Source organism: Streptomyces sp. NBC_01341, assembly GCF_035946055.1.
Taxonomy (GTDB): Bacteria; Actinomycetota; Actinomycetes; order Streptomycetales; family Streptomycetaceae; genus Streptomyces.
Window position 1 is genome coordinate 4,936,031 of the sequence record NZ_CP108364.1, and the last position, 21,897, is coordinate 4,957,927.

The 21,897-nt window shown below is 71.1% G+C and carries 14 protein-coding genes; 5 read left to right on the forward strand and 9 right to left on the reverse strand.

The features are described from left to right. Positions 1–128: 128 nt before the first annotated feature. The 5 genes from OG206_RS21710 to pepN all read right to left on the reverse strand — a co-directional run bounded on the left by OG206_RS21710 (position 129) and on the right by pepN (position 9,457). Complete coding sequence (locus tag OG206_RS21710; RefSeq protein WP_327118569.1) at positions 129–1,157, reverse strand: aspartate-semialdehyde dehydrogenase; 1,029 nt, start codon at positions 1,155–1,157, stop codon at positions 129–131. A 186-nt stretch (positions 1,158–1,343) separates the two neighbouring features. Then, positions 1,344–4,655: a S8 family serine peptidase gene (locus tag OG206_RS21715; RefSeq protein WP_327118571.1), complete on the reverse strand. Its 3,312-nt coding sequence runs from the start codon at positions 4,653–4,655 to the stop codon at positions 1,344–1,346. Between the two features lie 278 nt (positions 4,656–4,933). After that, positions 4,934–5,617, reverse strand: coding sequence for an alpha/beta fold hydrolase (locus OG206_RS21720; RefSeq protein WP_327118573.1), 684 nt, complete (start codon positions 5,615–5,617; stop codon positions 4,934–4,936). Between the two features lie 124 nt (positions 5,618–5,741). Then, positions 5,742–6,749 carry a hypothetical protein gene (locus OG206_RS21725; protein ID WP_327118575.1) on the reverse strand — a complete coding sequence of 336 codons (1,008 nt, stop codon included), beginning with the start codon at positions 6,747–6,749 and terminating at the stop codon, positions 5,742–5,744. 125 nt (positions 6,750–6,874) lie between these two features. Further along, positions 6,875–9,457, reverse strand: a complete 2,583-nt coding sequence (pepN, locus tag OG206_RS21730) for an aminopeptidase N (protein ID WP_327118577.1) — start codon at positions 9,455–9,457, stop codon at positions 6,875–6,877. A 132-nt stretch (positions 9,458–9,589) separates the two neighbouring features. Here pepN and OG206_RS21735 point away from each other — a divergent pair, with 132 nt between their 5' ends. From OG206_RS21735 to OG206_RS21750, 4 genes are all read left to right on the forward strand, one after another. Continuing rightward, entirely contained in the window at positions 9,590–10,240 is a 651-nt protein-coding gene (locus OG206_RS21735) for a mycothiol-dependent nitroreductase Rv2466c family protein (protein ID WP_327118579.1), read from the forward strand. A gap of 119 nt (positions 10,241–10,359) precedes the next feature. Beyond that, positions 10,360–11,733, forward strand: coding sequence for an MFS transporter (locus tag OG206_RS21740; protein ID WP_327118581.1), 1,374 nt, complete (start codon positions 10,360–10,362; stop codon positions 11,731–11,733). After that, on the forward strand, positions 11,723–13,192 hold the full coding sequence (locus tag OG206_RS21745) for a pyridoxal phosphate-dependent decarboxylase family protein (RefSeq protein ID WP_327118583.1): 1,470 nt from the start codon (positions 11,723–11,725) through the stop codon (positions 13,190–13,192). The genes OG206_RS21740 and OG206_RS21745 overlap by 11 nt, the downstream gene beginning before the upstream one ends. Positions 13,193–13,392: 200 nt before the next feature. Beyond that, positions 13,393–16,611 (forward strand): penicillin acylase family protein, encoded by a 3,219-nt coding sequence (locus tag OG206_RS21750; RefSeq protein WP_327118585.1) that lies wholly within the window; start codon positions 13,393–13,395, stop codon positions 16,609–16,611. Between the two features lie 116 nt (positions 16,612–16,727). On the opposite strand, the gene OG206_RS21755 is transcribed toward OG206_RS21750, so the two are convergent. Beyond that, the gene (locus OG206_RS21755; RefSeq protein ID WP_327118587.1) at positions 16,728–17,369 is read right to left on the reverse strand and encodes a superoxide dismutase; all 642 of its coding nucleotides are present in this window, start codon (positions 17,367–17,369) and stop codon (positions 16,728–16,730) included. Positions 17,370–17,534: 165 nt separating this feature from the next. Further along, positions 17,535–18,728 carry an MFS transporter gene (locus tag OG206_RS21760; protein WP_327118589.1) on the reverse strand — a complete coding sequence of 398 codons (1,194 nt, stop codon included), beginning with the start codon at positions 18,726–18,728 and terminating at the stop codon, positions 17,535–17,537. 59 nt (positions 18,729–18,787) lie between these two features. Here OG206_RS21760 and OG206_RS21765 point away from each other — a divergent pair, with 59 nt between their 5' ends. Next, complete coding sequence (locus OG206_RS21765) at positions 18,788–19,753, forward strand: ArsR/SmtB family transcription factor (RefSeq protein WP_327118590.1); 966 nt, start codon at positions 18,788–18,790, stop codon at positions 19,751–19,753. Here OG206_RS21765 and OG206_RS21770 read toward each other — a convergent pair. Next, on the reverse strand, positions 19,741–20,391 hold the full coding sequence (locus OG206_RS21770; protein ID WP_327118592.1) for a CatB-related O-acetyltransferase: 651 nt from the start codon (positions 20,389–20,391) through the stop codon (positions 19,741–19,743). The two genes, OG206_RS21765 and OG206_RS21770, sit on opposite strands and share 13 nt — an antisense overlap. Positions 20,392–20,427: 36 nt before the next feature. Beyond that, positions 20,428–21,843, reverse strand: a complete 1,416-nt coding sequence (locus OG206_RS21775) for an amino acid permease (protein WP_327118595.1) — start codon at positions 21,841–21,843, stop codon at positions 20,428–20,430. Between the last annotated feature and the right edge of the window lie 54 nt (positions 21,844–21,897).

Sequence of the window (21,897 nt, forward strand, 5' to 3'; positions counted from 1 at the left end):
ATCAGTACCGCGTACGCCGCCCGGTTTCGGAGCGGACCCGGCGTCTGCGGGTGGCTTCCTTTTCCTACTCGCGAGAAGGGCGGCCCCCGGTACGGGGTGCCGCCCTTCCGTGCGAGTGGGGTGGGCCGTCAGCCCTTCAGCTCCGCCGCGACCAGCTCCGCGATCTGCACCGCGTTCAGCGCGGCGCCCTTGCGGAGGTTGTCGTTGGAGACGAACAGCGCCAGGCCGTGCTCGACGGTCTCGTCGACGCGGATGCGGCCCACGTACGAGGCGTCCTTGCCGGCCGCCTGGAGCGGGGTCGGGATCTCGGAGAGCTCGACGCCCTCCGCGTCCTTCAGCAGCTCGTAGGCGCGCTCGACGCTGATCGGGCGGCCGAAGCGGGCGTTGATCTGCAGGGAGTGACCGGAGAAGACCGGGACCCGGACGCAGGTGCCGGACACCTTGAGCTCCGGGATCTCCAGGATCTTGCGGGACTCGTTGCGGAGCTTCTGCTCCTCGTCCGTCTCGAAGGAACCGTCGTCGACGATCGAGCCGGCGAGCGGCAGCACGTTGAAGGCGATCGGGCGCTTGTAGACGGCCGGCTCGGGGAAGTCCACGGCCTCGCCGTCGTGCGTCAGCTTGTCCGCGTCGGCGACGACCTTGGACGCCTGTCCGTGCAGCTCCGCCACACCGGCGAGCCCGGAGCCGGACACCGCCTGGTAGGTGGCCACCGTCAGCGCGTCGAGCCGCGCCTCGTCGTGCAGGGGGCGCAGCACGGGCATGGCCGCCATCGTGGTGCAGTTCGGGTTGGCGATGATGCCCTTGGGGCGGTTCGCGATCGCGTGAGCGTTGACCTCGGAGACGACCAGCGGTACCTCGGGGTCCTTACGCCATGCGGAGGAGTTGTCGATCACCACGGCGCCCTGCGAGGCGACCTTCTCGGCCAGCGCCTTCGACGTGGCGCCGCCCGCGGAGAACAGCACGATGTCGAGGCCCGTGTAGTCCGCGGTGGAGGCGTCCTCCACGGTGACGTCCGTGCCCTCGTACGCGATGACGGAGCCCGCGGAGCGGGCGGAGGCGAAGAGCCGCAGTTCGGCGACGGGGAACTTCCGCTCGGCCAGAATCCTGAGCATGACTGTGCCGACCTGACCGGTGGCGCCGACGATTCCGACCTTCACTGGGACTCCCTCACGGATGTGCGAACGGACACGGTTGCCGGTCCATGATGCTTATGTCCATGGCCCCCTTGTCCAATCCATTGTCCGTCCGGCGGACCGGCCGCGCACACGGCTGTGGGGCGGGAGCCCTTGAGAGCGCCCGCCCCACAGTTTTCACATGTCGCAGGGATCACACCGCCATGACGGCTACGGCGTGACCTTCTCGATCACGACGCTGCCGGTGCCCGCCGCGGTGCCGCGTGCGTTCACCAGGTGGACCTCGCCGAAGAACTGACGGCCCTCGGGAGCGGCTCCGGCGACGACGACCTCGGCGCCGACCTGGGCGGACGCGCCGTTGGCCAGGTTCACGGCCTTCGACTCGTCGACCTTGATCTTGCCGAGCGACGGGGCGTAGTACACGTCCCGGTAGTCGTACTCGGTGGTCCCGGCCGGGACCGAGTAGCCGTCGATGACGACGGTGTACGTGCCGGCCGCCGGCTTCACCAGGCTGACGGACTCCTCGGAGCCCGCCGACGTGGACGCGCCGACCTGGGTGCCGTCCTCGGAGAAGACCAACAGGTCGATGTCGGCGTTGGGGTCCGAGGTGTTGCCGATGGCGACGTCCAGCTTCTCGACGCCCTCACCGATGGTGACCTCCTTGACGTACTCGCCGCCCGTGGAGATCGACGGACGCTCGACGTCCGCCGAACCGAGCGAGCCGCCCTTCAGCGAGCCCTTGAGGTCACCGGCGTTGTTCGTGACGGTCCAGTCCACGACGGCCGGGGTGCCGATCTTCGCCTCGGGGATGGTCCGCACCGCCGGGTCGAAGGTGGCGCCGAGCAGCGAGACGTCCAGCTTGTACGGGTTGTCCAGCAGCGGCGACGTACGGCGGGACTCGACCTCGATCTCCCAGACTCCCGGCTGCGGGTCCTTGTAGAAGCGAGTGTCGGGACGGCAGGTGTTGGCCGCACTCTCGTAGTTCGGGTAGCAGAAGATCGTGGAGCTGTCCTCCACCGCGACCCCGTAGGGGTGGATGGAGATGAACCGCGTCTGGCTGCCCGAGCGGAGGGCGCTGAGCGCGACCTCGAGGGTCTTCGCGCCCTGGGGCACGTTCACGAAGTACGACGTGGTGCTGTTGCGCTGCACCGAGCCGGACGTCGAGAAGGCGTATCCCGGCTTCACGAGGTCCTTGGCGACGACCACGGTGGAGAGGATCTGCTGGTCGACGCCCGAGGTCCGGCTGTCGTCCACCTGCAGGATCGCGCTGTGGACGCCCTCCGTGCGCGGCTTCGCCTGCACCTTGACGGTCACCGGCGTGCCGAGCGGCAGCGAGACGGTGCTCGAACCTGTCAGGGAGAAGGTGCCGTCGTTGTTCTTCCACGACAGCTTGTGCTTCACGGCCTTGTCCGGACCCGTGGTGCGGGTGACGGTCACGTCGTACGACTTCTTCTGGCCGGCCTTCAGGCCGCCCTCACGGTCGTACAGGCCGGTGCCGAAGCCCGGGTCCTTCAGCGCGAAGTCGATCGCGGTGTCGACCGGGGCCTTCACCGCGTACTCGTGCGCCGGGGCGCCCTGCTTCTCGATCTGCTTCCAGGCGCCGACGATGTTGATCAGACCGGCACCCTGGGCGTGCGCGGGCACACCGTTGATGTGGGTGGCGGTGCTCGTCAGCGCGGTACGCAGGTCGGCCGGAGGCAGCTCGATGTGCTTCTGCTTCGCGGCCGACAGCAGCAGCGCCGTGGCGCCCGCGGCCTGCGGCGAGGACATCGAGGTGCCCTGCAGCATGGAGTAGCCGGCGGGCAGGGTGTAACCCGACTCCTTGACCGGACCTCCGGGGAACCAGGTCTGCGTGGTGTTGATCGACGCGCCGGGCGCCGTCAGGGTCGGCGCGAAGCCGCCGTCCTCACGCGGGCCGCGCGAGGAGAAGGGGAGCATGTCGTACTTCTTGGTGACGTCGGAGCCGTAGTTGGCGGCCCAGGTCTCCTTGGAGATCGACGCGCCCACCGAGATGACGTGGTCGGCGAGGCCGGGGTCACCGATGGTGTTGACACCCGGGCCGTCGTTGCCGGCCGAGATGACCAGCTGGACGCCGTACATGTCGATGAGGCGCTTGTAGAGCTCGGCGCGCGCGTTGTTGCCGTCGTTGAGCGCCGGCAGACCGCCGATCGACATGTTGACGACGTCGACGCCGCGGTTGACGACGAGGTCGATCATGCCCTCGGTCAGCGCGATGTTGGTGCAGCCGCCGGACCAGGTGCAGGCACGCGAGGAGACGACCTTGGCGCCGGGCGCCGCGCCGTTCATCTTGCCGCCGAACAGGCCGTTGGCCGCGGTGATGCCCGCTACGTGGGTGCCGTGCTCGCTCTCGATGACGCCGATGTTGACGAAGTCGGCCTTGGCGCCGGCCGCGTTGTAGACGACGTTCTTGCGGGTCTCGACGACGAACGGGATGCGCTCGACGACGTCGGTCCGCGGGTCGTCCGTACCGAAGTAGGAGACCTGGTGCTTGTCCTTGTACGGCCTCAGCACGGCGTCGTTGCCGAAGTTCGCGTCGTTGTCCAGGTCGACGCGGACGGTGCCGGTGACCGGGTCGTAGAGCACGGCCCACTGGTCCGTGGTGTCGCCGTCCCGGTTCAGGTCCCCGGCCATGTCGCCACCCTTGGTGGCGGCCTCGGAGAAGAGCTGGATCTTGTAGGACCCCGCCGGCGCCGAGTAGGTGCGGCCCCCGATGGTGAACGTCGGGCCGGCCACGGAGGCGGTCATCGGCAGCCAGGTCTTGTCGCCGTCGTTGACGGGGTCCGTCGCCGTCACCCAGTCGACGATCTTGCGCTCGCCGGTGGTGGTCTTCTGCAGCGCGGGGTGGCCGAGGTCGACACCGGAGTCCAGGACACCGATGGTGATCCCGCGGCCGTCGGCCTTCGGGTGCTGCTTCACGAAGTCGACGGCGCCCGTCTCGAAGGACGGGTTGTACGGGTTCTTCGCGGGGGTGCGCTTGCCCGGCGCCGGGTAACTTCCGGTCGCCTTCTGCTGCTTGGCCCCTGCCGCCCGGTCGCCCGCGGGCGTCGGGTCGTCCAGCTTGATCTCCTGCTTGAGGTCGATCCCCTGGACGGACGAGAGCTTCTGCGCCGCCTTGATGGTGGCCTCGGCGCTCGCGGTCGGTACGGTCGCCCGGACGTAGCCGAGCTTGTCGTACGTCTGCCCCAGTACGGACCCCTTGACGGCGTCCAGCTGCTCGCGCACCTGCTCGGTCGCACCGGGCTTGGTGGCGACCATCATGGTGACGTTCTTCTCGCCCTCGGCCTCGGCCTTCGCCAGTACACCGGCGTCGGCCTCGCCCAGCTTGTCACCCTTCACGCTCGCGGCGGCGGGCTTCACCGGGGCGGGCGCGGGGTCGTCGGCGGCGAAGACCGGGGCGGCGCCGGAGGCGGCCAGAGCGGCCGCCAGGCCGGCCGCGGCCGCGATGCGGGCCGCGCGTCTCGCCCCGGGTATGGAGCTGGGGGATTCCTTGGTCATGAGCATCCCTGTTGAGTGAAAGAAAGAGAGAGTCCGGAATTCGGTACCCGATGACCGCTCAGCATTTCGTAAATGACAGGGTTTTGTGGAGGGTTGACGGGGACCAAAACGGGACATGGCGTAGATCCGCCATTGGTCCGGTTGCGCCAGTGAGTGCTCTGACCGCATGGGGTTCGCCGGGTCGGGGTCGTGCAGGGAGCAGGCCCGCGGCCGCAGCGAGAAGGGCCTCCACTGGGGTGTTCAGACCACTTCCGACCGCGGCCTGAACACCCAACCCGGCACCGCTAGGAGTTGGCGGCCTTCGCCAGGACGCGGGCGAGTTCGCGTGGGCGGGTGGCCATCGGCCAGTGTCCCGAGTCGAGGTCCACGTACTCAAGGTGAGCAGCGCGGGCGAGCTCAGGACTCTCACCGGCGGCGATCCACTCCTCGGCCTGGGAGGGGGTGAACTCCGGACAGACGACCACGACGGGGACGTCGAAGCGGCGCTCGTCACTCAGGCGCACGACTCCCCTGGCGACCGCTTCGGGGACAGGAACGGCGGCGGACGCGAAGCGGTCCCGGGCCTGCTGGTCCAGGTCAGCGGCGTCCGCGCCCTCGAAGGGCTCCCAACCGGGGAAGGGCATGGAGCCGCCCTCGATCGCGAAGTGATCGGCGTAGGCCGCCCCGTCGGCGGCGGGGAAGCCGCCGATCAAGGCGACCTTGGCCACCTTCTCCGGTCGTGCGTCGCCAGCCAGCCAGGCAAGGGTCGATGCCGCGGAGTGCCCTACCACCAGAGGCTTTCCGGGCGCCGCATCAACCGCGGCAAGCACTGCCGCCAACTGGTCGTCGAGCGTCGCGGAAGCGGCTCCATCACCCTGACCCGGGAGGGTGAGCGGCACGGGATGGTGGCCGAGCGTGGTGAGTTCGGGCACGACGTCGTCCCATGCGGACCCGTCGAGCCACAAGCCGGCGATGAGCAGGATGTCCACGGTGGTTCTCCCGGAGAGTCGTCAGATCTGGCCTCCGGCACGCTACCGCGATGCTCTGACACCGGACTCCGGTCAGACTGCGATCTTCGAAGACTGCGGCTCGGCCCAAGCCGAGCCGGCCAACCTAGCGCGGCAGGACCACCACATATGCGGCGGGTTCGCGGTCCTCGGCCGCCATCATCGCCGTGCGCAGCACCACCGCCTGCTGCGCCATGACCTCGCGCAACTGCCTCGGGGCCACCCGTACGACCGTGACCCCGAGGCGTTCCAGGTGTTCCCGCTCCGCGGCGAAGGCGACCCGGTCGTCCCGGGGCGAGCGGACGCCCAGTTCGAGCGCGACGGCCTGCTCCGGCCAGTACGCGTCCACCCCGCCCAGGAAGCGGCCGCCCGGAAGCGACAACTCCACGTTCCACAGGGGTTCCGGCAGCCCGTGGGTGCGCACCATCTCGTACAGCCGGTCCTCGGCGACCGAGCGGCCCTCGACGAGCAGCGCGTCCACGGCGTCCACCACGTGCGGGCGGCCCAGCAGCTTGGCGGCGTTCAGTTCCCGCACGACCGCCGCCGGCTCGCAGTGTCCGCCGCGCACCGCCTCGGTCAGGATCCGGCGGACCGTCGAGGCGTCCGTGAGCGCGGACACCGTGTCGGCGAGAGCCCGCTCCACCGGCGCCAGCGGCACCCCGGAGTGCCGCTGCGGCCTCGGCAGGACGGCCGCCCTGGTCACCTGGACGAACCGGGTGGACCGCAGCCGCCTGGTGCGCGGCACCAGGACGTCGATGCGGTGCAGTGCGATGGTCGGGGGCGCGGAGACGAAGCCGTACAACGCCAGGGCCGCCAGCCCGGTGACCATCGCCTCGCCGTAACCCGGCCCGGTCTGCGCCGGGACGCTCCGGCGGGCGGCGGCCGGAGGCCTGCCGCCGTACAGCAGTGCGCCGTGCACCCGGTCCTCGTCCGTCGGCCTGCCCGAGTGGAGAAGGTAGACGCCGGGCAGCAACTGCTGCCAGGGGCCCCCGGGCAGGCACTGGGCGGCGATCTGCGCTGCGCTCACGCCCCGGGCGCGCAGCTGGGCGGCGGACTGCACGCGGTGGCGCACCGCGGCGACGGTGTGGGGGGAAGGCGGGGTGTTCTGGGTCATGCCGGGGAGGTTCCCGCAGGTCCGTGCCGCGATAGCCCGTGTTACACGGCCGTCGACATTCCAGGACAACGCCGTCCAAAAGCACAACAGTTCGAGTAACGAAAAGAACGGTCGCGCCGGGTTCCTCACGCCGCCGCGTCGCGCTCCTGGCCCCGCAGCGTCCGCGCCAGGTCGTCCCGCGCCTCCAGCACCAGCCGCCGCAGAGCCGGTGCCGCATCCGGGTGCGAGGTCAGCCACGCGTCCGTCGCGGCGAGGGTCGCCGGGTCGTCCTGCAGCCCCGGGAACATGCCCTTGACCACGTCCATGCCGATCTGGATGGAGCGCTCGGCCCACACCCGCTCGATCGCCTCGAAGTACGACGCCGAGTACGGCGCCAGCAGCTCACGTTGCGAAGCCTGCTCGAAACCGGCGATCGTCGCCGCGACGAGGGCGTTGGACAACTTGTCCGACTCGACGACCGTCGCCCACGCCTGGGCCTTGACCGCCGCCGAGGGGCGAGACGCGAGGCACCGCACGTGGTGACGCTTGCCCGACGCGGTGTCGTCGCGGGCGAGTTCGGCGTCCACGGCCGCCTCGTCCGCCGCACCGTGCGAGACCAGCGGGGACAGGAAGGCCCACCGCAGCTCCTGGTCGACGTCCAGGCCCTCGATCACGGCCGAGCCGTCGAGCAGCCCGCCCAGCAGCCGGAGGTCCGCGTCCGACGTGGCCACCGCGGCGAAGAACCGGGCCCACGTCAGCTGGTGCTGGCTCCCCGGCTCCGCGCGCCGCAGCTCACGCAGCGCGCCCTCGGCCAGGGCCCGGCCGCCCTCCTCGCGCCAGACCGGCGCCGCGTAGTGGTCCACGGCGGACCGGGCCCAGGTGTGCAGCATCTGCAGCACCCCGATGTCCGACTCGCGGCCGGCGGACGACAGCACCAGGGAGACGAAGTCCCGGGCCGGCAGCACCGCGTCACGCGTCAGGTTCCACAGCGCCGACGAGCACAACGCCCGGGCGAGCGGGTCGGTGATGTCACCGAGGTGCTCGCGGAGGGTGGCAAGCGAGCGCTCGTCGAAGCGGATCTTGCAGAACGTGAGGTCGTCGTCGTTGACCAGCACCAGATCGGGCTTCTCGGCCCCGGCCAGCTCCGCGACCACGGTGCGTTCGCCCGCGACGTCGGTCTCGGCGCGGGCGTACCGCTCCACGGTGCCCTTCGGGGTGAGCCGGTACAGGCCCACGGCGACCCGGTGCGGCCGCAGCTCGGGATGCGAGGCGGCGGCCTCCTGCGTCACGGCGAGCTCCGCGACGCGGCCCTCGTCGTCGTAGGTCACGACCGGGGTCAGGGTGTTGACGCCCGCGGTCTGCAGCCACGCGCGCGACCAGGCCGTCATGTCGCGGCCGGACGTCTCGGCCAGCACCGACAGCAGGTCGCCCAGCCGGGTGTTGCCGTAGGCGTGCCGCTTGAAGTAGCGGCGCGCGCCCTCCAGGAACGCGTCCCTGCCCACGTAGGCCACCAGCTGCTTCAGCACGGAGGCGCCCTTGGCGTACGTGATGCCGTCGAAGTTCAGCTTGGCGTCCTCCAGATCACGGATGTCGGCCGTGACCGGATGGGTGGACGGCAGCTGGTCGGCGCGGTACGCCCAGGCCTTGCGGTTGTTGGCGAAGGTGATCCAGCCGTTGGTGAAACGGGTCGCCTCCACCATCGAGAACGTCCCCATGAAGTCGGCGAAGGACTCCTTCAGCCACAGGTCGTCCCACCACTGCATGGTGACCAGGTCACCGAACCACATGTGCGCCATCTCGTGCAGGATGACGTTGGCGCGGCGCTCGTAGGACGCCGAGGTGACCTTGCCGCGGTAGATGTACTCCTCGCGGAAGGTGACGAGGCCCGGGTTCTCCATCGCGCCGAGGTTGTACTCGGGCACGAACGCCTGGTCGTACTTCCCGAAGGGGTACGGGTAATCGAAGTGGTCGTGGAAGAAGTCCAGGCCCTGCTTCGTGATCGTGAAGATGTCGTCCGCGTCGAAGTGCCGCGCGAGCCCCTTACGGCACATCGCGCCCAGGGGGATCTCCAGCTTCTCGCCGTCGTCGGACGTGCGCGTGTAGGTGTCGCTCACGTAGTGGTACGGGCCCGCGACGACCGCCGTGATGTACGTCGAGATCGGCAGGGTCTCCGCGAACCGGTGGACCTCGCCGTCCTGCGACTCCTCCGCGCCGTTGCTCCACACCCGCCATCCCTCGGGCGCCGTCACCTCGAAGCGGTAGGGCGCCTTCAGATCGGGCTGCTCGAAGTTGGCGAAGACGCGCCGGGCGTCGGCCGGCTCGTACTGCGTGTACAGGTAGACCTCGCCGTCCTCCGGGTCGACGAAGCGGTGCATCCCCTCGCCGGTCCGGCTGTACGCGCACAGCGCGTCGACGACCAGGACGTTGTCGCCCTCGGCGAGGTCGTCCAGCGCGATCCGGGTGCCGTCGAAGACGGCCGCCGGGTCCAGGTCCTTCCCGTTCAGCGTCACGGCGCTCACGGCCGGGGCCACCAGATCGGCGAAGGTCGACGCCCCGGCACGGGCGGCACGGAAGCGGATCGTCGTCCGCGAGCCGAAGGTGCGCGGACCGGCCTCCCCGCCGGGCTCGCCGACGGCGGAACGCAGGTCGAGGGCGACCTCGTATCCGTCCACGGTCAGCAGCTCGGCCCTTGTGCGGGCCTCGTCGCGGGAAAGGTTTTCACCGGGCACGGAACACTCCTTCGTGTCTCATTCGAACACCTTTGATCCTCGCATGCGGCCATCCGCCGACGCGCACGGGAATGGCCGGAGTGCTCCGTGGTGTTCTGCGAGAAGGTGCAGACCGATCTCATGAGGAGAGACATGCCCGAGAACAGCACGGCCGGCGGCAAGGTTCCGGTCGACTTCTGGTTCGATCCGCTCTGTCCCTGGGCGTGGATGACCTCCCGCTGGATGCTGGAGGTCGAGAAGGTCCGCGACGTGGAGGTCCGCTGGCACGTGATGAGCCTGGCCGTCCTCAACGAGAGCAGGCTGGACGAGCTGCCCGAGAAGTACGCGGAGATGATGCGCGAAACGGCGTGGGAAGCCGTCCGCATCGTCGTCGCCGCGCAGCAGAAGCACGGGGACGAGGTCGTCGGCCCCCTCTACAACGCGCTCGGCACCCGCATCCACAACAACGGTGAGGGCCTCACCCGTGAGGCGTTCGCGGGCGCCCTGGCCGACGTCGGCCTGCCGGCCGACCTGCTGGAGTACGCCGACTCCGACGCGTACGACAAGGAGCTGCGCGCCTCCCACCAGGAGGGCATCGACAAGGTGGGCCAGGACGTCGGCACCCCGGTCATCGCCGTGCCGGGCGCGGACGGCGAGCAGGTCGCCTTCTTCGGCCCCGTCGTCACCCCCGCCCCCAAGGGCGAGGACGCGGCGAAGCTCTGGGACGGCACCCTGCTGGTGGCGTCCATCCCCGGTTTCTACGAGCTCAAGCGGACCCGGACCCAGGGCCCCGTCTTCGACTGACCTCGCACCACATCGCGGGCCGGACCTGTCGCACCGGTCCGGCCCGCAGTGTGTCGGCCGTGTGTCGCGGACGTCCCCGGGTATTGCCGGAGAGATGAACCGTCGTTCATGATCTGGCCATGCCAGCTGCCGGTCCGGACCGTCCCGCGGCCCCGCCCCTCCCGCCCACCGTGCGGATCGGATACGGGCTCGGCTCCCTGTGCACGGGCACCTTCGCGACCGTGCCCGGCCTGATCCTGCTCTACTACCTCACCAACGTCCTCGCCGTGCCCGCCGCCGTGGCGGGCGCCGCCGTGTTCCTGCCCAAGGCCTGGGACGTCCTCGTCAACCCGCTGGTCGGCGCGCTCTCCGACCGCAGCCGGCTGCCCGGCGGGCCGCGTCGCCCGTTCCTCCTGATCGGCGCCTGCACGCTGCCGCCGCTCTTCGCGCTGATCTTCGCCGCGCCGCCGCTGCGCGGTGCCGCGGCCGCCGCCTACGTCAGCGTCCTGTTCCTCCTGGCGGCCACCGCCTACGCCGTCTTCCAGGTGCCGTACGTGACCATGCCCGCGGAGATGACCGAGGACCCGCACGAACGCGGGCGCGTCCTCGGCTGGCGGGTGGGGTTCCTCGGCGTCGCGATCCTGCTGTCCGGTGCGCTCGCCCCCGCCATCGCCCACGCCGACGGCGACACCCCGCAGAGCTACCGGACGATGGGCGCCGTCGTCGCCGTGCTCCTGGCCGCCGGGATGTTCGGGGCGTGGGCCGCCACCCGCCGCGCCCCGGCCGTCGCCCGCAGCGAGGCCGAACCCTCCCTCCGGGCGCAGCTCGCCGCGGCCCGCTCCAGCAGGCCGTTCCTGTACCTGGCCGGGATGTGGACGCTCCAGGCCCTCGCCATCGGTGTGATGCTCGCCGGGGTCCAGTACTTCGCGACCTACACCCTCGGCTCGGCGACCGCCGTCACCCCGCTGTTCGTCTGTCTGATCGGCCCGCTGGTCCTCTTCATGCCCCTGTGGAACCGGCTGGCCCGGCGCAAGGGCGTGACGTACGCCCAGTGGTGCGCGTCGCTGCTCTACACGGCAGGCGCCGTGCTCCTCGGTCTCACCGGCGTCGCGGGCCAGGCGGTCGGGTACGCGGCGGTGGTCCTCGTCGGTATCGCCTACGCCGGGCTGCAGCTGCTGCCCCTCACGATGCTCGCGGAGACCCTGGCTGCAGACGCCGCGGCCACCGGCAGGCGCAGGGCCGCCACCTTCACGGGGCTGTGGACCGCCGCCGAGACCCTGGCCTTCGCCCTGGGTGCGGGCGCGTTCGCCCTCGTCCTGGCCGTGACCGGCTTCCGTTCGTCGGACGCCGCGCACCAGGTGGAGCAGCCGGGGGCGGCACTCAACGGGATCACCGCGGGGATGAGCGTCCTGCCCGCCGTGCTCGCCGCCGCGAGCCTTCTGCTGCTGAGCCGCTACCGCGCGACTCCGACCGTGCCCCGTCCCCTCCAGGAAGAGCCCGCCCGTGCCGACTGAACCCGCCCTGCCCGACGGCCGCCCCGCCACCGAGGTGCTCGCCGAACTGCGCGCCCTGCGCGAGGCGGACGCGCCCACGCGCGGGGGCCGTACCTTCGCCTACGTCTACGACGCCGGGCTGGAGGGTCTGGACGAGCTGGCCACCGACGCGTACACCGCCTTCGCGACGGTCAACGCGCTCGACCCCACGGTCTTCCCGAGCGTCGCGCGGCTGGAGAACGACCTGGTGGCGGCCGTCGCCGCCCTGCTCGGTGCCCCCGGCGCCCAGGGGACGTTCACCAGCGGCGGCACGGAGAGCATCCTGCTCGCGGTCAAGACCGCCCGCGACCACGCCCGCTCCGAGCGCGGGATCACCGAGCCCCGGATGGTGCTGCCGTCCACCGCTCACGCCGCTTTTCACAAGGCCGCGGCCTACCTGGGTGTCGACCCCGTCGTCGTACCCGTCGACCCCGTCACCTTCCGCGCCGACGCCGACGCCATGGCCGCCGCGCTCGACGACCGCACCGTGCTGGTGGTCGCCTCGACGCCCTCGTACGCGCACGGAGTGATCGACCCCGTCGCCGAGATAGCGGCGGCGGCCGCCGCACGGGGGGTGCTCTGCCACGTCGACGCCTGCATCGGGGGCTGGATCCTGCCGTACCTGCGGCGCGCGGGGCGCGAGGTGGAACCCTTCGACCTGTCCGTGCCGGGCGTCACCTCCCTCTCCGTGGACCTGCACAAGTACGGCTACGCGGACAAGGGCGCCTCCGTCGTCCTCTACCGCGACGCCGGGCTCCGCCGCCACCAGTACTTCGCGCACGCGGGCTGGCCCGGCTACCCCGTCGTCAACCCGACGGTGCAGGGCACCAAGTCCGGCGGTCTGCTGGCCCAGGCGTGGGCGGTCCTCCAGCACGTCGGCGAAGAGGGATACACCGCGCTCGCCGGCCGGGTCGGGGAGGCGTCGGACCTGCTGCTCGCCGGGCTGAGGTCCATCGACGGCGTGCGCGTCCTCGGCGATCCCGCGGCCGGACTCGTCGCGTTCACCGTCGCGGGGGAGGAGGGCGGGTCCCCGGACCTCAGTCTTCTGCTCCACCTGGCCGACGAGATGCGCGGGCTGGGCTGGTACCTCCAGCCGCAGCTCTCCTTCGACGGCCTGCCGCCCAACCTCCACCTCACCCTGACGCCCGCCACCGTCGGCCAGGTGGGCCCGCTCCTCGACGACCTCACCGCCGCGCTGGCGAAAGCCCGCACCCTGGACCCGGTGACGGTGGACCCGGCCCTCGCCTCGTTCGCGGCCGGGCTGGATCCCGCGACGCTGGGCCCGGAGGAGATCGCCGCCGTCCTCGCCTTCGCCGGACTCGGCGGCGGCGGTGGACTCCCGGGCCGGATGGCGCCCGTACTCGTCCTGCTGGACGCGCTGCCGGGTCCGCTCAAGGAGCGGCTGCTCGCCGAGTTCATCGGCTCCGTCTTCCGGATCTGAAAATCGGGCCCTGTGACCGCTCCCGTGCCGGCCGGCACGGGAGCGGCGCCGCCCAGGATCACGCGGAGAGCCTCAAAGCCCTTGCGTGAACGGCCTGTTGCAGTCGTACGGATGATCCTCCCAGGGTCTGTGCGCGGGGCTCGGGCACCGCTAGTGTTCCGGCGCACCCCACCCCCCGTTCCTTTCCCGAAGAGGTTCCGGTGACCCCTGCCCCCGTCCCCCCGCCGCCACGGCGCCGTGCGGGACTCCGCACCGCGCTCGTCTCCGCACTCGCCGCGGCCGCCCTGCTCGTCCCCCTGGTCACGGCCTCCCCGGCCCGTGCCGCGGCAGGTGTCGACCCCGTGCCGGCCGCCGGTGATCCCTGCCTCGGCCAGTGCCAGGACATCCTCCCGGCGGGCCAGAACGGCCACGCCACACTCGCCGGGATTCTGCTGCACCAGACCATCGGCACCCGCCCCAAGCACTCGGCGGACCAGATCGAGCCGTACGACAACCTCCTGCACGACTACTCCGGGCTGACCGAGGACCAGCTCGCCGCGTACTTCAACGACGCGTCGTTCGGGGTGCCGGCAGGACAGGTGGAGAGCACGGTCTCACCCCGCTCCGACGTCACGATCACCCGTGACAAGGCCACCGGCACCCCGCACATCAAGGGGACCACCCGCTCGGGCACCGAGTTCGGGGCCGGTTACGCGGCGGGGCAGGACAGGCTCTGGCTGATCGACGTCCTGCGCCACGTAGGACGTGGCGCACTGTCGTCCTTCGCGGGCGGTGCGGCGGGCAACCGCAGTCTGGAGCAGAGCCTTTGGGCCGTCGCCCCGTACACCGAGGACGACCTGAGGACCCAGCTGGAGCGCGTCCGTGACTCCGGCGCGGCCGGCGCGCAGGCCTACCGTGACATCCAGGACTACGTCTCGGGGATCAACGCGTTCGTCGACGACACGGTCGGGGCCGCCACCTATCCCGGTGAGTACGAGCTGACCGGTCACGGGTCGTCCATCGCCGACTTCACCGCCACCGACGTCGTCGCCATCTCCTCCGTCATCGGAGCCATCTTCGGCGGCGGGGGAGGCGGGGAGGTGGAGAACGCCCTCGCCGAACTCGCCTTCCAGCAGCACTACGGCGCGAGCGCGGGCAGGACGGCCTACACGGCCTGGCGGGCCCAGGACGACAGCGAGGCGACGACGACCCGGCGTGGCGGCACCTACCCCTACGCCAACTCGCCGGTCTCGCCGGTGGGTGTCGCCGTACCGGACGGCGGGTCGGTGACGGCGTACCAGCACGCGCGCAACGGCACCGGTACCGGCGCCACCGCGGCCCCGGCCGCGAAGGCCGCCGAAGGGGTGCTGCCCGGCGACCTGATCACCGCGAAGAAGGGCATGTCCAACGCCCTGGTGGTCTCCGGCGCGCACACGGCCTCCGGCCACCCCGTCGCGGTCTACGGTCCGCAGACCGGCTACTACGCACCCCAGCTGCTCATGGTCCAGGAACTCGACGGGCCGGGCCTCCGCTCACGCGGCGCGTCCTTCCCCGGCCTGAGCTTCTACGTCGAGATCGGCCGCGGCCTCGACTACTCCTGGAGTCCGACCTCGGCCAATCAGGACATCACCGACACCTTCGCCGTCGAGCTCTGCGAGCCCTCCGGTGCGACGCCCACGACCGCGTCGAAGAACTACCTGCTGCGCGGGACGTGCACCCCGTTCGAGACGCTGACCAGGAAGAACAGCTGGTCGCCTACGATCGCCGACGGCACCGGGGCCGGCTCCTACGACCTCGTCACCGAGCGCACCGCCTACGGACTGGTCACCCACACCGGCAAGGTGGGCGGCAAGCCGGTCGCCTTCACGGCGCTGCGCTCCACCTATCACCACGACATCGACTCGGTGATCGGCTTCCAGCAGTTCAACGACCCGGGCCGGATCACCTCCGCGCAGACCTTCCAGAGCGCCGCACAGAACATCGGCTACACCTTCAACTGGTTCTACGCGGACGCCGACCACACGGCGTACTACAACTCCGGGGCGAACCCCGTCCGGGCCGCGAACACGGATCCGGACAAACCGATCCTCGCCACCGCGGCGTACGAGTGGAAGGACTGGGACCCGGCGGTCAACACCTCCGCCGTCACCCCGCCCGCCGAGCACCCGCAGTCCGTGGACCAGGACTACTACATCAGCTGGAACAACAAGCAGGCCAAGGGGTTCGCCTCCGCCTGGGGCAACGGCTCCGTCCACCGTGCCGACATCCTCGACGCCCGCGTGGCCGCGCTGGTCGAGGCCGGCGGCGTGACCCGTACCGCGCTGGTGAGGGCGATGGAGGACGCGGCCACCGCCGACCTGCGGGCCGAGCGGGTGCTGCCCACCGTCCTGGAGGTCATCGACTCCGCCGCGGTGACCGATCCCGCCCTGTCCGCCACCGTGGAGAAGCTGCGTGCCTGGCAGGCAGCCGGCGGGCACCGCAGGGAGACCGCCAAGGGCTCCGGCACCTACGCCCACGCCGAAGCGATCCGCACCCTCGACGCGTGGTGGCCGCTGCTGGTGGAGGGCGTTTTCACCCCCGGCCTGGGCGCCGATCTGTACCAGGCGCTGACCCGGGTCGCCCCGGTCAACGAGTCCCCCTCGGGCGGACAGAACGGCAGCGGCGCCACCGGGTCCGGGATCGCCGCGAGCGAGGCGCACAAGGGCTCGTCCTTCCAGCACGGCTGGTGGGCGTACGTCGACAAGGACCTCAGGTCGGTGCTCGGCAGGACCGTCGGCAGCCCGCTCAACGCCACGTTCTGCGGGTCGGGGGCGCTCGCCGCCTGCCGCCAGGTGCTGCTGTCCACCCTGACCGCCGCGGCGGCGACCCCGGCGGCGCGGATCTACCCGGCGGACACGTACTGCTCCGCCGCGGGTGACCAGGTGTGCGCCGACTCGATCGTGCACCGAGCGATGGGCGGCATCACCGTGCCCCGCATCGCCTGGCAGAACCGGCCGACGTACCAGCAGGTCGTGGAGTTCCCGGCCCGGCGGACCGACGACCTCACCGACCTCGCCCGAGGAAAGGCGGTCACCGCGTCGGACTACCAGGACGCGGTGGTCGTCTCCTACCCGCCGAAGAACGCCGTCGACGGAAACCTCTCCACCCGGTGGGCCAGCAAGACGGTCTCCACCGCCTGGATCACGGTCGACCTCGGCGCCTCGCGCCAGGTGGGCAGGGTCGCGCTGAACTGGTCGGACCAGTACGCACGGCAGTACCGGATCGAGGTGTCGCCCGACAACGCGACATGGCGCACCGTGCACACCACGACAGCGGGACGCGGCGGGGTGGAGAACCGCGGCTTCACACCTGTCACCGCGCGGTACGTGCGCGTGTACGGCACACAACGCGGTACCGACAACCGCTACTCGCTCAACGAGATAGGCGTCTTCGCCCGCTGACGCGGCCCGCCCATGGGAGAGCCCCCGCGAGTCACGTCCTCGCGGGGGCTCTCCTTTCATCCGCCTGCCCTGTGAAGGTTGAGAAGACGATCACGAGGCAGGACGCATCGGGTCCGTCAGGGGGCGAGGAGCAGTACGTCGGCGCGCTCCTTGGCGGCGGCGTAGCGCCTGGCGACGTCCTGCCAGTTGACGACGCGCCACATCGCCTCGATGAAGTCCACCTTCTGGTTCTTGTACTGCAGGTAGAAGGCGTGCTCCCAGGCGTCGAAGACCAGGACCGGGACCGAGCCCTGGCCGACGTTGCCCTGGTGGTCGTAGACCTGCTCGACGATCAGCCTGCCGCTGAGGGGCTCGTAGGCGAGGACGCCCCAGCCGGAGCCCTGCGTGGTCGCCGCGGCCTTGGTCAGCTGGGACTTGAAGCCGGCGTACGAACCGAAGGACTCCGTGATCGCGTCCGCCAGGTCGCCGACACCGTCCGCCGCGAGGGGCTCGCCGCCGCCGTCACCGGTCATGTTGTGCCAGTAGATCGAGTGCAGGATGTGGCCCGAGAGGTGGAACGCGAGGTTCTTCTGCAGGCCGTTGATCGCGCCCCAGGCCTCCTTGTCGCGGGCCTCCTCCAGTTGCTCCAGGGTGTCGTTCGCACCCTTGACGTACGCCGCGTGGTGCTTGTCGTGGTGGAGCTCGATGATCTGCGGGTTGATGACCGGTTCGAGCGCCGCGTAGTCGTACGGGAGTTCCGGAAGCGTGTACGTGGCCATGGGTTCGAACCCTCCAACTGCTGCCTGGTTGTTATTGCAAGTCCTTCGCAATTGCAGGCTAGCAGGAGGAAGCCGCGGAAGTGATCAGCCCGTGGTCCTGAGCCTCGCAACCCTGTAGGGACGGCACGGGCGGGAGGACGACGACGTAACCGCTGCAGCTCGTCCTCAGACGACGGGAACGCGTGGGGCGGCGCTCCGCGCGCCGTCGCGCCGCAGCCCTGCCGCCAGGGCAAGGGTCACCACGGCAGAGGCGGCGGCCATCACCGCCACCGCCGTCGCGGGGGAGGTCCACTGGGCGACGGTGCCCGCGAGTGCCGCCGCGACGCCCTGCAGCGCGAGCATCCCCGACGAGTGCAGGCCGAGGGCCTGGCCGGCCGCCGAGTCCGGGGTCAGGGCCATCAGCCGCTCCTGGAACAGCAGGCTCGCCGAGAAGCCCGTCGATGCCAGGGCGGCGAGAGCGAGCGCCCACGACAGCCCCGGCCGCAGCGCGAACAGCAGATAGGGAACGGCGAGCAGCAGGAGCATCGGGATGCCGAGCCGCCCTCGCCACCGCACCGGGAGGAAACGCCCCGTGACCGTGTCCCCGATCAGCATGCCGAACGCCGCGCAGGCGAAGAGCAGCCCCGCACGGTCCGGCCTGTAGGGGACGAAGAGGGACTCGCAGCCGACGACGAGGCCGTTGGGCAGCCAGAGCAGGAGGTAGACGCGCCTGCGGGGGGCCGAGGACCACAGGAACGCGTTCGTCCGCCAGGTCTCGGCCACCGACGGCCTCCCCGCCACTCGTGCCGGCCGGCGCGTGAGGCCGAACCGGGCCGCGGCGGCTCCGGCGACGTACAGCGTGGCGGCGACGAGGAGTGTGCCGCGCGGGGACAGGACGGCCACCAGGACGCCTCCCACCGCGTAACCGCAGATCTGCGTGACGCCCGAGCACATGTTGAGCACCGAACGCCCCAGCAGGTAGGCGTCCCTGGGCATGACCTCGTCGAGCAGCCCGTACCGCACCCCGCCGATCACCGCGGCGACCGCCCCCTCTCCCAGGACGACGGCGAACACCAGGGGCAGCGGCAGCCCGGGCACGGCGAGGACGGCCGTCCCGAGTCCGAAGGCCAGGGCGGCGCAGCTCAGCGCCGCACGCGGCGGGAGCCGGTCCGCCGCCGACATCAGCAGCGTCGCACCGAGCACCTGGGCGAGTGAGGAGCCGAACATGGAGAGGGCCGAGAGGAGGGGAGACCCCGTCGCCGCGAACACGAGGATCCCCAGCGCCAGACCGCCCGTGGTCGAGGCCGCGCCCTGCAGGGCGCCGGTCGCGAAGAGGGCACCGAACTGCGGCACGCGGAAGACTTCCCGGTAGGTGAGCATGCCGCGGAGTCTCGGCCGGTGCCCCGTGCGGCCGTTACTGTTTCGCGGGGAGGCGAAACATGGGGTGGTGGCAGGTCAACGCGGACACACTGGCCGCAGGCAGATTCGTCGTGTCGGAACTGGCCGAGGTCACCGCGACGCTCCAGTTCCTCGAGCGCGGGACAGCGGCGAACCCCGCCGAGCGCTCCTGGCTGGACACGCACGGACCCGCCTACCGGGAGCGCCTCACCGGCGATCCGGTCGCAGCCCGTCTCGTACGGACCGGACTCGGCGGCCACTGGAACGCGGACTTCCTCACCCCCACGCCCAGCGGCCCCAGCACGTTCGCCCAGGAACTCGACCGGGTGCGGGGGACGTCCCCGGAGGACGCCCGCACCGACCTGGAGGTCTCGGCAGGGGGCCCGCTGCCGGCGGCGTTCCGAGACGCCGACCTGCCGGGGTGCGCCGCCGGACTGCTGGAATGGGTGTGGGAGCACCTCGTGCGCCCGGACTGGCCGCGCCGGCGCCGGATCATCGAGGCGGACATCGTGGCGCGTGCCGGTCAGCTGAGCCGGGGCGGCTGGGCCGCGGCGCTGGAGACCCTGAACCCCGGCATGCGGTGGCTGGGCGGGAGCAGGCTCCAGGTCAACCCGCGTGACTACCCGCCACGTGAACTGGACGACGCGACGCTGGTGTTCATCCCGGTCACACCCCGCCAGGGGTGGGTCTCCTGGGACGCGGCGGCGCAGCGGTACGCGATCGTGTACGCCTGTTCGGGAGTCCTCACCGACGCCGGCCGGCCCGTGGTGCCCGACAGCCTCGGCCGGCTGCTCGGACCCGCGCGTGCCGGTGTCCTCGTGCTCCTCGACCGGCCCCGGAGCACCACCGAGCTGGTGGCACTGACCGGTCAGGGGCTCGGATCGGTGGGCAGACACCTGAGGGTGCTGCTGGACGCCGGTCTTGCCGGGCGTCGCAGGTCGGGCCGCTCCGTCCTCTACTTCCGTACGGAGGCCGGCAACGTGCTCCTGCGGGCTCAGCCGGGCTGAGGCGCGGCCGCCTCCAGGTCGTCGACGCTGCCGGACATGAGGGCGCGCACGTGCTCGGTGATGTGTTCGGCGGGCCAGTCCCACCAGGCGAGGGCGAGGAGCCGGGCGACGTCCTTCTCGTCGTAGCGGGTGCGGATCAGCTTCGCCGGGTTGCCGCCGATGATGCCGTAGTCCGGCACGTCGGAGGTGACGACCGAACCGGTCGCGAGGATCGCACCGTTGCCGATGCGTACGCCCGGCATCACGGTCACCCCGTGGCCGAACCACACGTCGTGGCCGACCACGGTGTCGCCCCGGCCGGGCAGCCCGGTCAGCAGGTCGAAGTGGTCGGCCCAGGAACCGCCCAGGGTGGGGAAGGGGAACGTGGAGGGCCCGTCCATACGGTGGTTGGCGCCGTTCATGATGAACCGCACCCCGGTCCCGATGGCGCAGAACCGGCCGATGACCAGCTTCTCCGGACCGTAGTGGTACAGCACGTTGCGGGTCTCGAAGGCCGTCGCGTCATCGGGGTCGTCGTAGTAGGAGTACGCGCCGGCCTCGATGAGCGGGGAGGTGACCAGCGGCTTCAGCTGCACCACCCGCGGCTGGCCGGGCATCGGGTGCAGCACGGTCGGATCTGCGGGGAGAAGAGGACTCATGGGGGGACCCTCGCAGAAGGACCGTGCCGCATGCACTCAGTTATGGGCCGGGGTGGCGCGCTCCGCCCGCTTCTGGCGTACCAGGCCCGTCACGATCAGCGCGGCGGTCAGCGCACCGGTGGCCAGCAGCTGGTCGCGCGTGCCGGGCTGGCGCAGCATCAGGACGAAGATGCCGGCCATGGCGGCCAGGGCCACGATCGTCAGCACCGGGAAGAGCCACATGCGGACGACGAGCCGGTCCGGTTCCTCCCGCTCGGTCCGCCTGCGCAGGATCAGCTGGGAGACGGCGATGAAGATCCAGACGACCAGGATCACCGCGCCGATCATGTTGAGGAGCCACGGGAAGACGTCCTCGGGGCGCCAGTAGCTCAGCAGCACGCAGAGGAAGCCGAAGACCGACGAGGCGAGCACGGCGTTGCGCGGGACGCCGGAGGAGACCTTGCCGAGGATCTTCGGGCCCTGGCCGCGGGCGACGAGGGAACAAGCCATGCGGGAGGAGCCGTAGATGTTGGCGTTCATCGCGGAGAGGAGGGCGACGAGGATGACCACGTTCATGATCTCCGCGGCACCGCTGATGCCGAGGTGGTCCAGCATCGCGTAGAAGGGGCCGACTTCGGCGACCTGGGGGTCGTCCCAGGGGACGAGTGTGACGATGACCGCCATCGAGCCGACGTAGAAGACCGCGATCCGCCACATCGCCGTACGCACCGCCTTGGCGACGCCCCGTACCGGGTTCTCCGACTCCGCCGCCGCGATGGTGACCGTCTCCAGGCCGCCGTACGCGAAGACGGAGGCCAGCAGCCCGATGATGAACCCGTTCGAGCCGTGGGGCAGGAATCCGCCGTCCGCGGTGAGGTTCGAGGTCCCGGGGGAGTCCGTGCCGGGCAGCACACCCAGGATCGCGAGCACGCCGAGGACCAGGAAGAGGGTGATCGCGACGACCTTGAGCGCGGCGAACCAGAACTCGAACTCGCCGAAGTTCTTCACCGCGGCCAGGTTCGTGCCGAGGAAGACCAGCATGAACAGGGCCACCCACGCCCACTCTGGGGTCCCGGGCAGCCAGCCCGTGACGATCTGCGCGGCGCCGATGCCCTCCAGGCCGACGGCGACGCAGAGCAGCACCCAGAACGACCACCCGGCGGTGAAGCCCGCCCACGGTCCGATCGCCCGTTCCGCGTGGACGGAGAAGGAGCCGGACGCGGGGTTGGCGGCCGACATCTCCCCGAGCATCCGCATCACGAACATGACCAGCAGTCCGGAGATGCCGTAGGCGACGACGATGGAGGGGCCCGCCGAGGCGATGCCGGCACCCGAGCCCACGAACAGTCCGGCACCGATGACACCGCCGAGGGCGATCATCGACAGGTGGCGCTGCTTGAGGCCGTGGGTCAGGGCGGAGTCGGCGGTGGGGGCGGCTGCGTCCGTGGGGGGCGGCGCGGAGGTCCGGGACATGGACAGCTCTGTTCACTGGTGGGGACAGGGGACGGCCCACAGTCTGAACACGGG

Excerpts from the sequence above, each read along its gene's own strand:
- OG206_RS21715 (WP_327118571.1), bottom strand. The coding sequence starts at position 4,655 with ATGCTCATGACCAAGGAATCCCCCAGCTCCATACCCGGGGCGAGACGC.
- OG206_RS21725 (WP_327118575.1), bottom strand. The coding sequence starts at position 6,749 with ATGACCCAGAACACCCCGCCTTCCCCCCACACCGTCGCCGCGGTGCGC.
- OG206_RS21735 (WP_327118579.1), top strand. The coding sequence starts at position 9,590 with ATGCCCGAGAACAGCACGGCCGGCGGCAAGGTTCCGGTCGACTTCTGG.
- OG206_RS21740 (WP_327118581.1), top strand. The coding sequence starts at position 10,360 with ATGCCAGCTGCCGGTCCGGACCGTCCCGCGGCCCCGCCCCTCCCGCCC.
- OG206_RS21755 (WP_327118587.1), bottom strand. The coding sequence starts at position 17,369 with ATGGCCACGTACACGCTTCCGGAACTCCCGTACGACTACGCGGCGCTC.
- OG206_RS21760 (WP_327118589.1), bottom strand. The coding sequence starts at position 18,728 with ATGCTCACCTACCGGGAAGTCTTCCGCGTGCCGCAGTTCGGTGCCCTC.
- OG206_RS21765 (WP_327118590.1), top strand. The coding sequence starts at position 18,788 with ATGGGGTGGTGGCAGGTCAACGCGGACACACTGGCCGCAGGCAGATTC.
- OG206_RS21770 (WP_327118592.1), bottom strand. The coding sequence starts at position 20,391 with ATGAGTCCTCTTCTCCCCGCAGATCCGACCGTGCTGCACCCGATGCCC.
- OG206_RS21775 (WP_327118595.1), bottom strand. The coding sequence starts at position 21,843 with ATGTCCCGGACCTCCGCGCCGCCCCCCACGGACGCAGCCGCCCCCACC.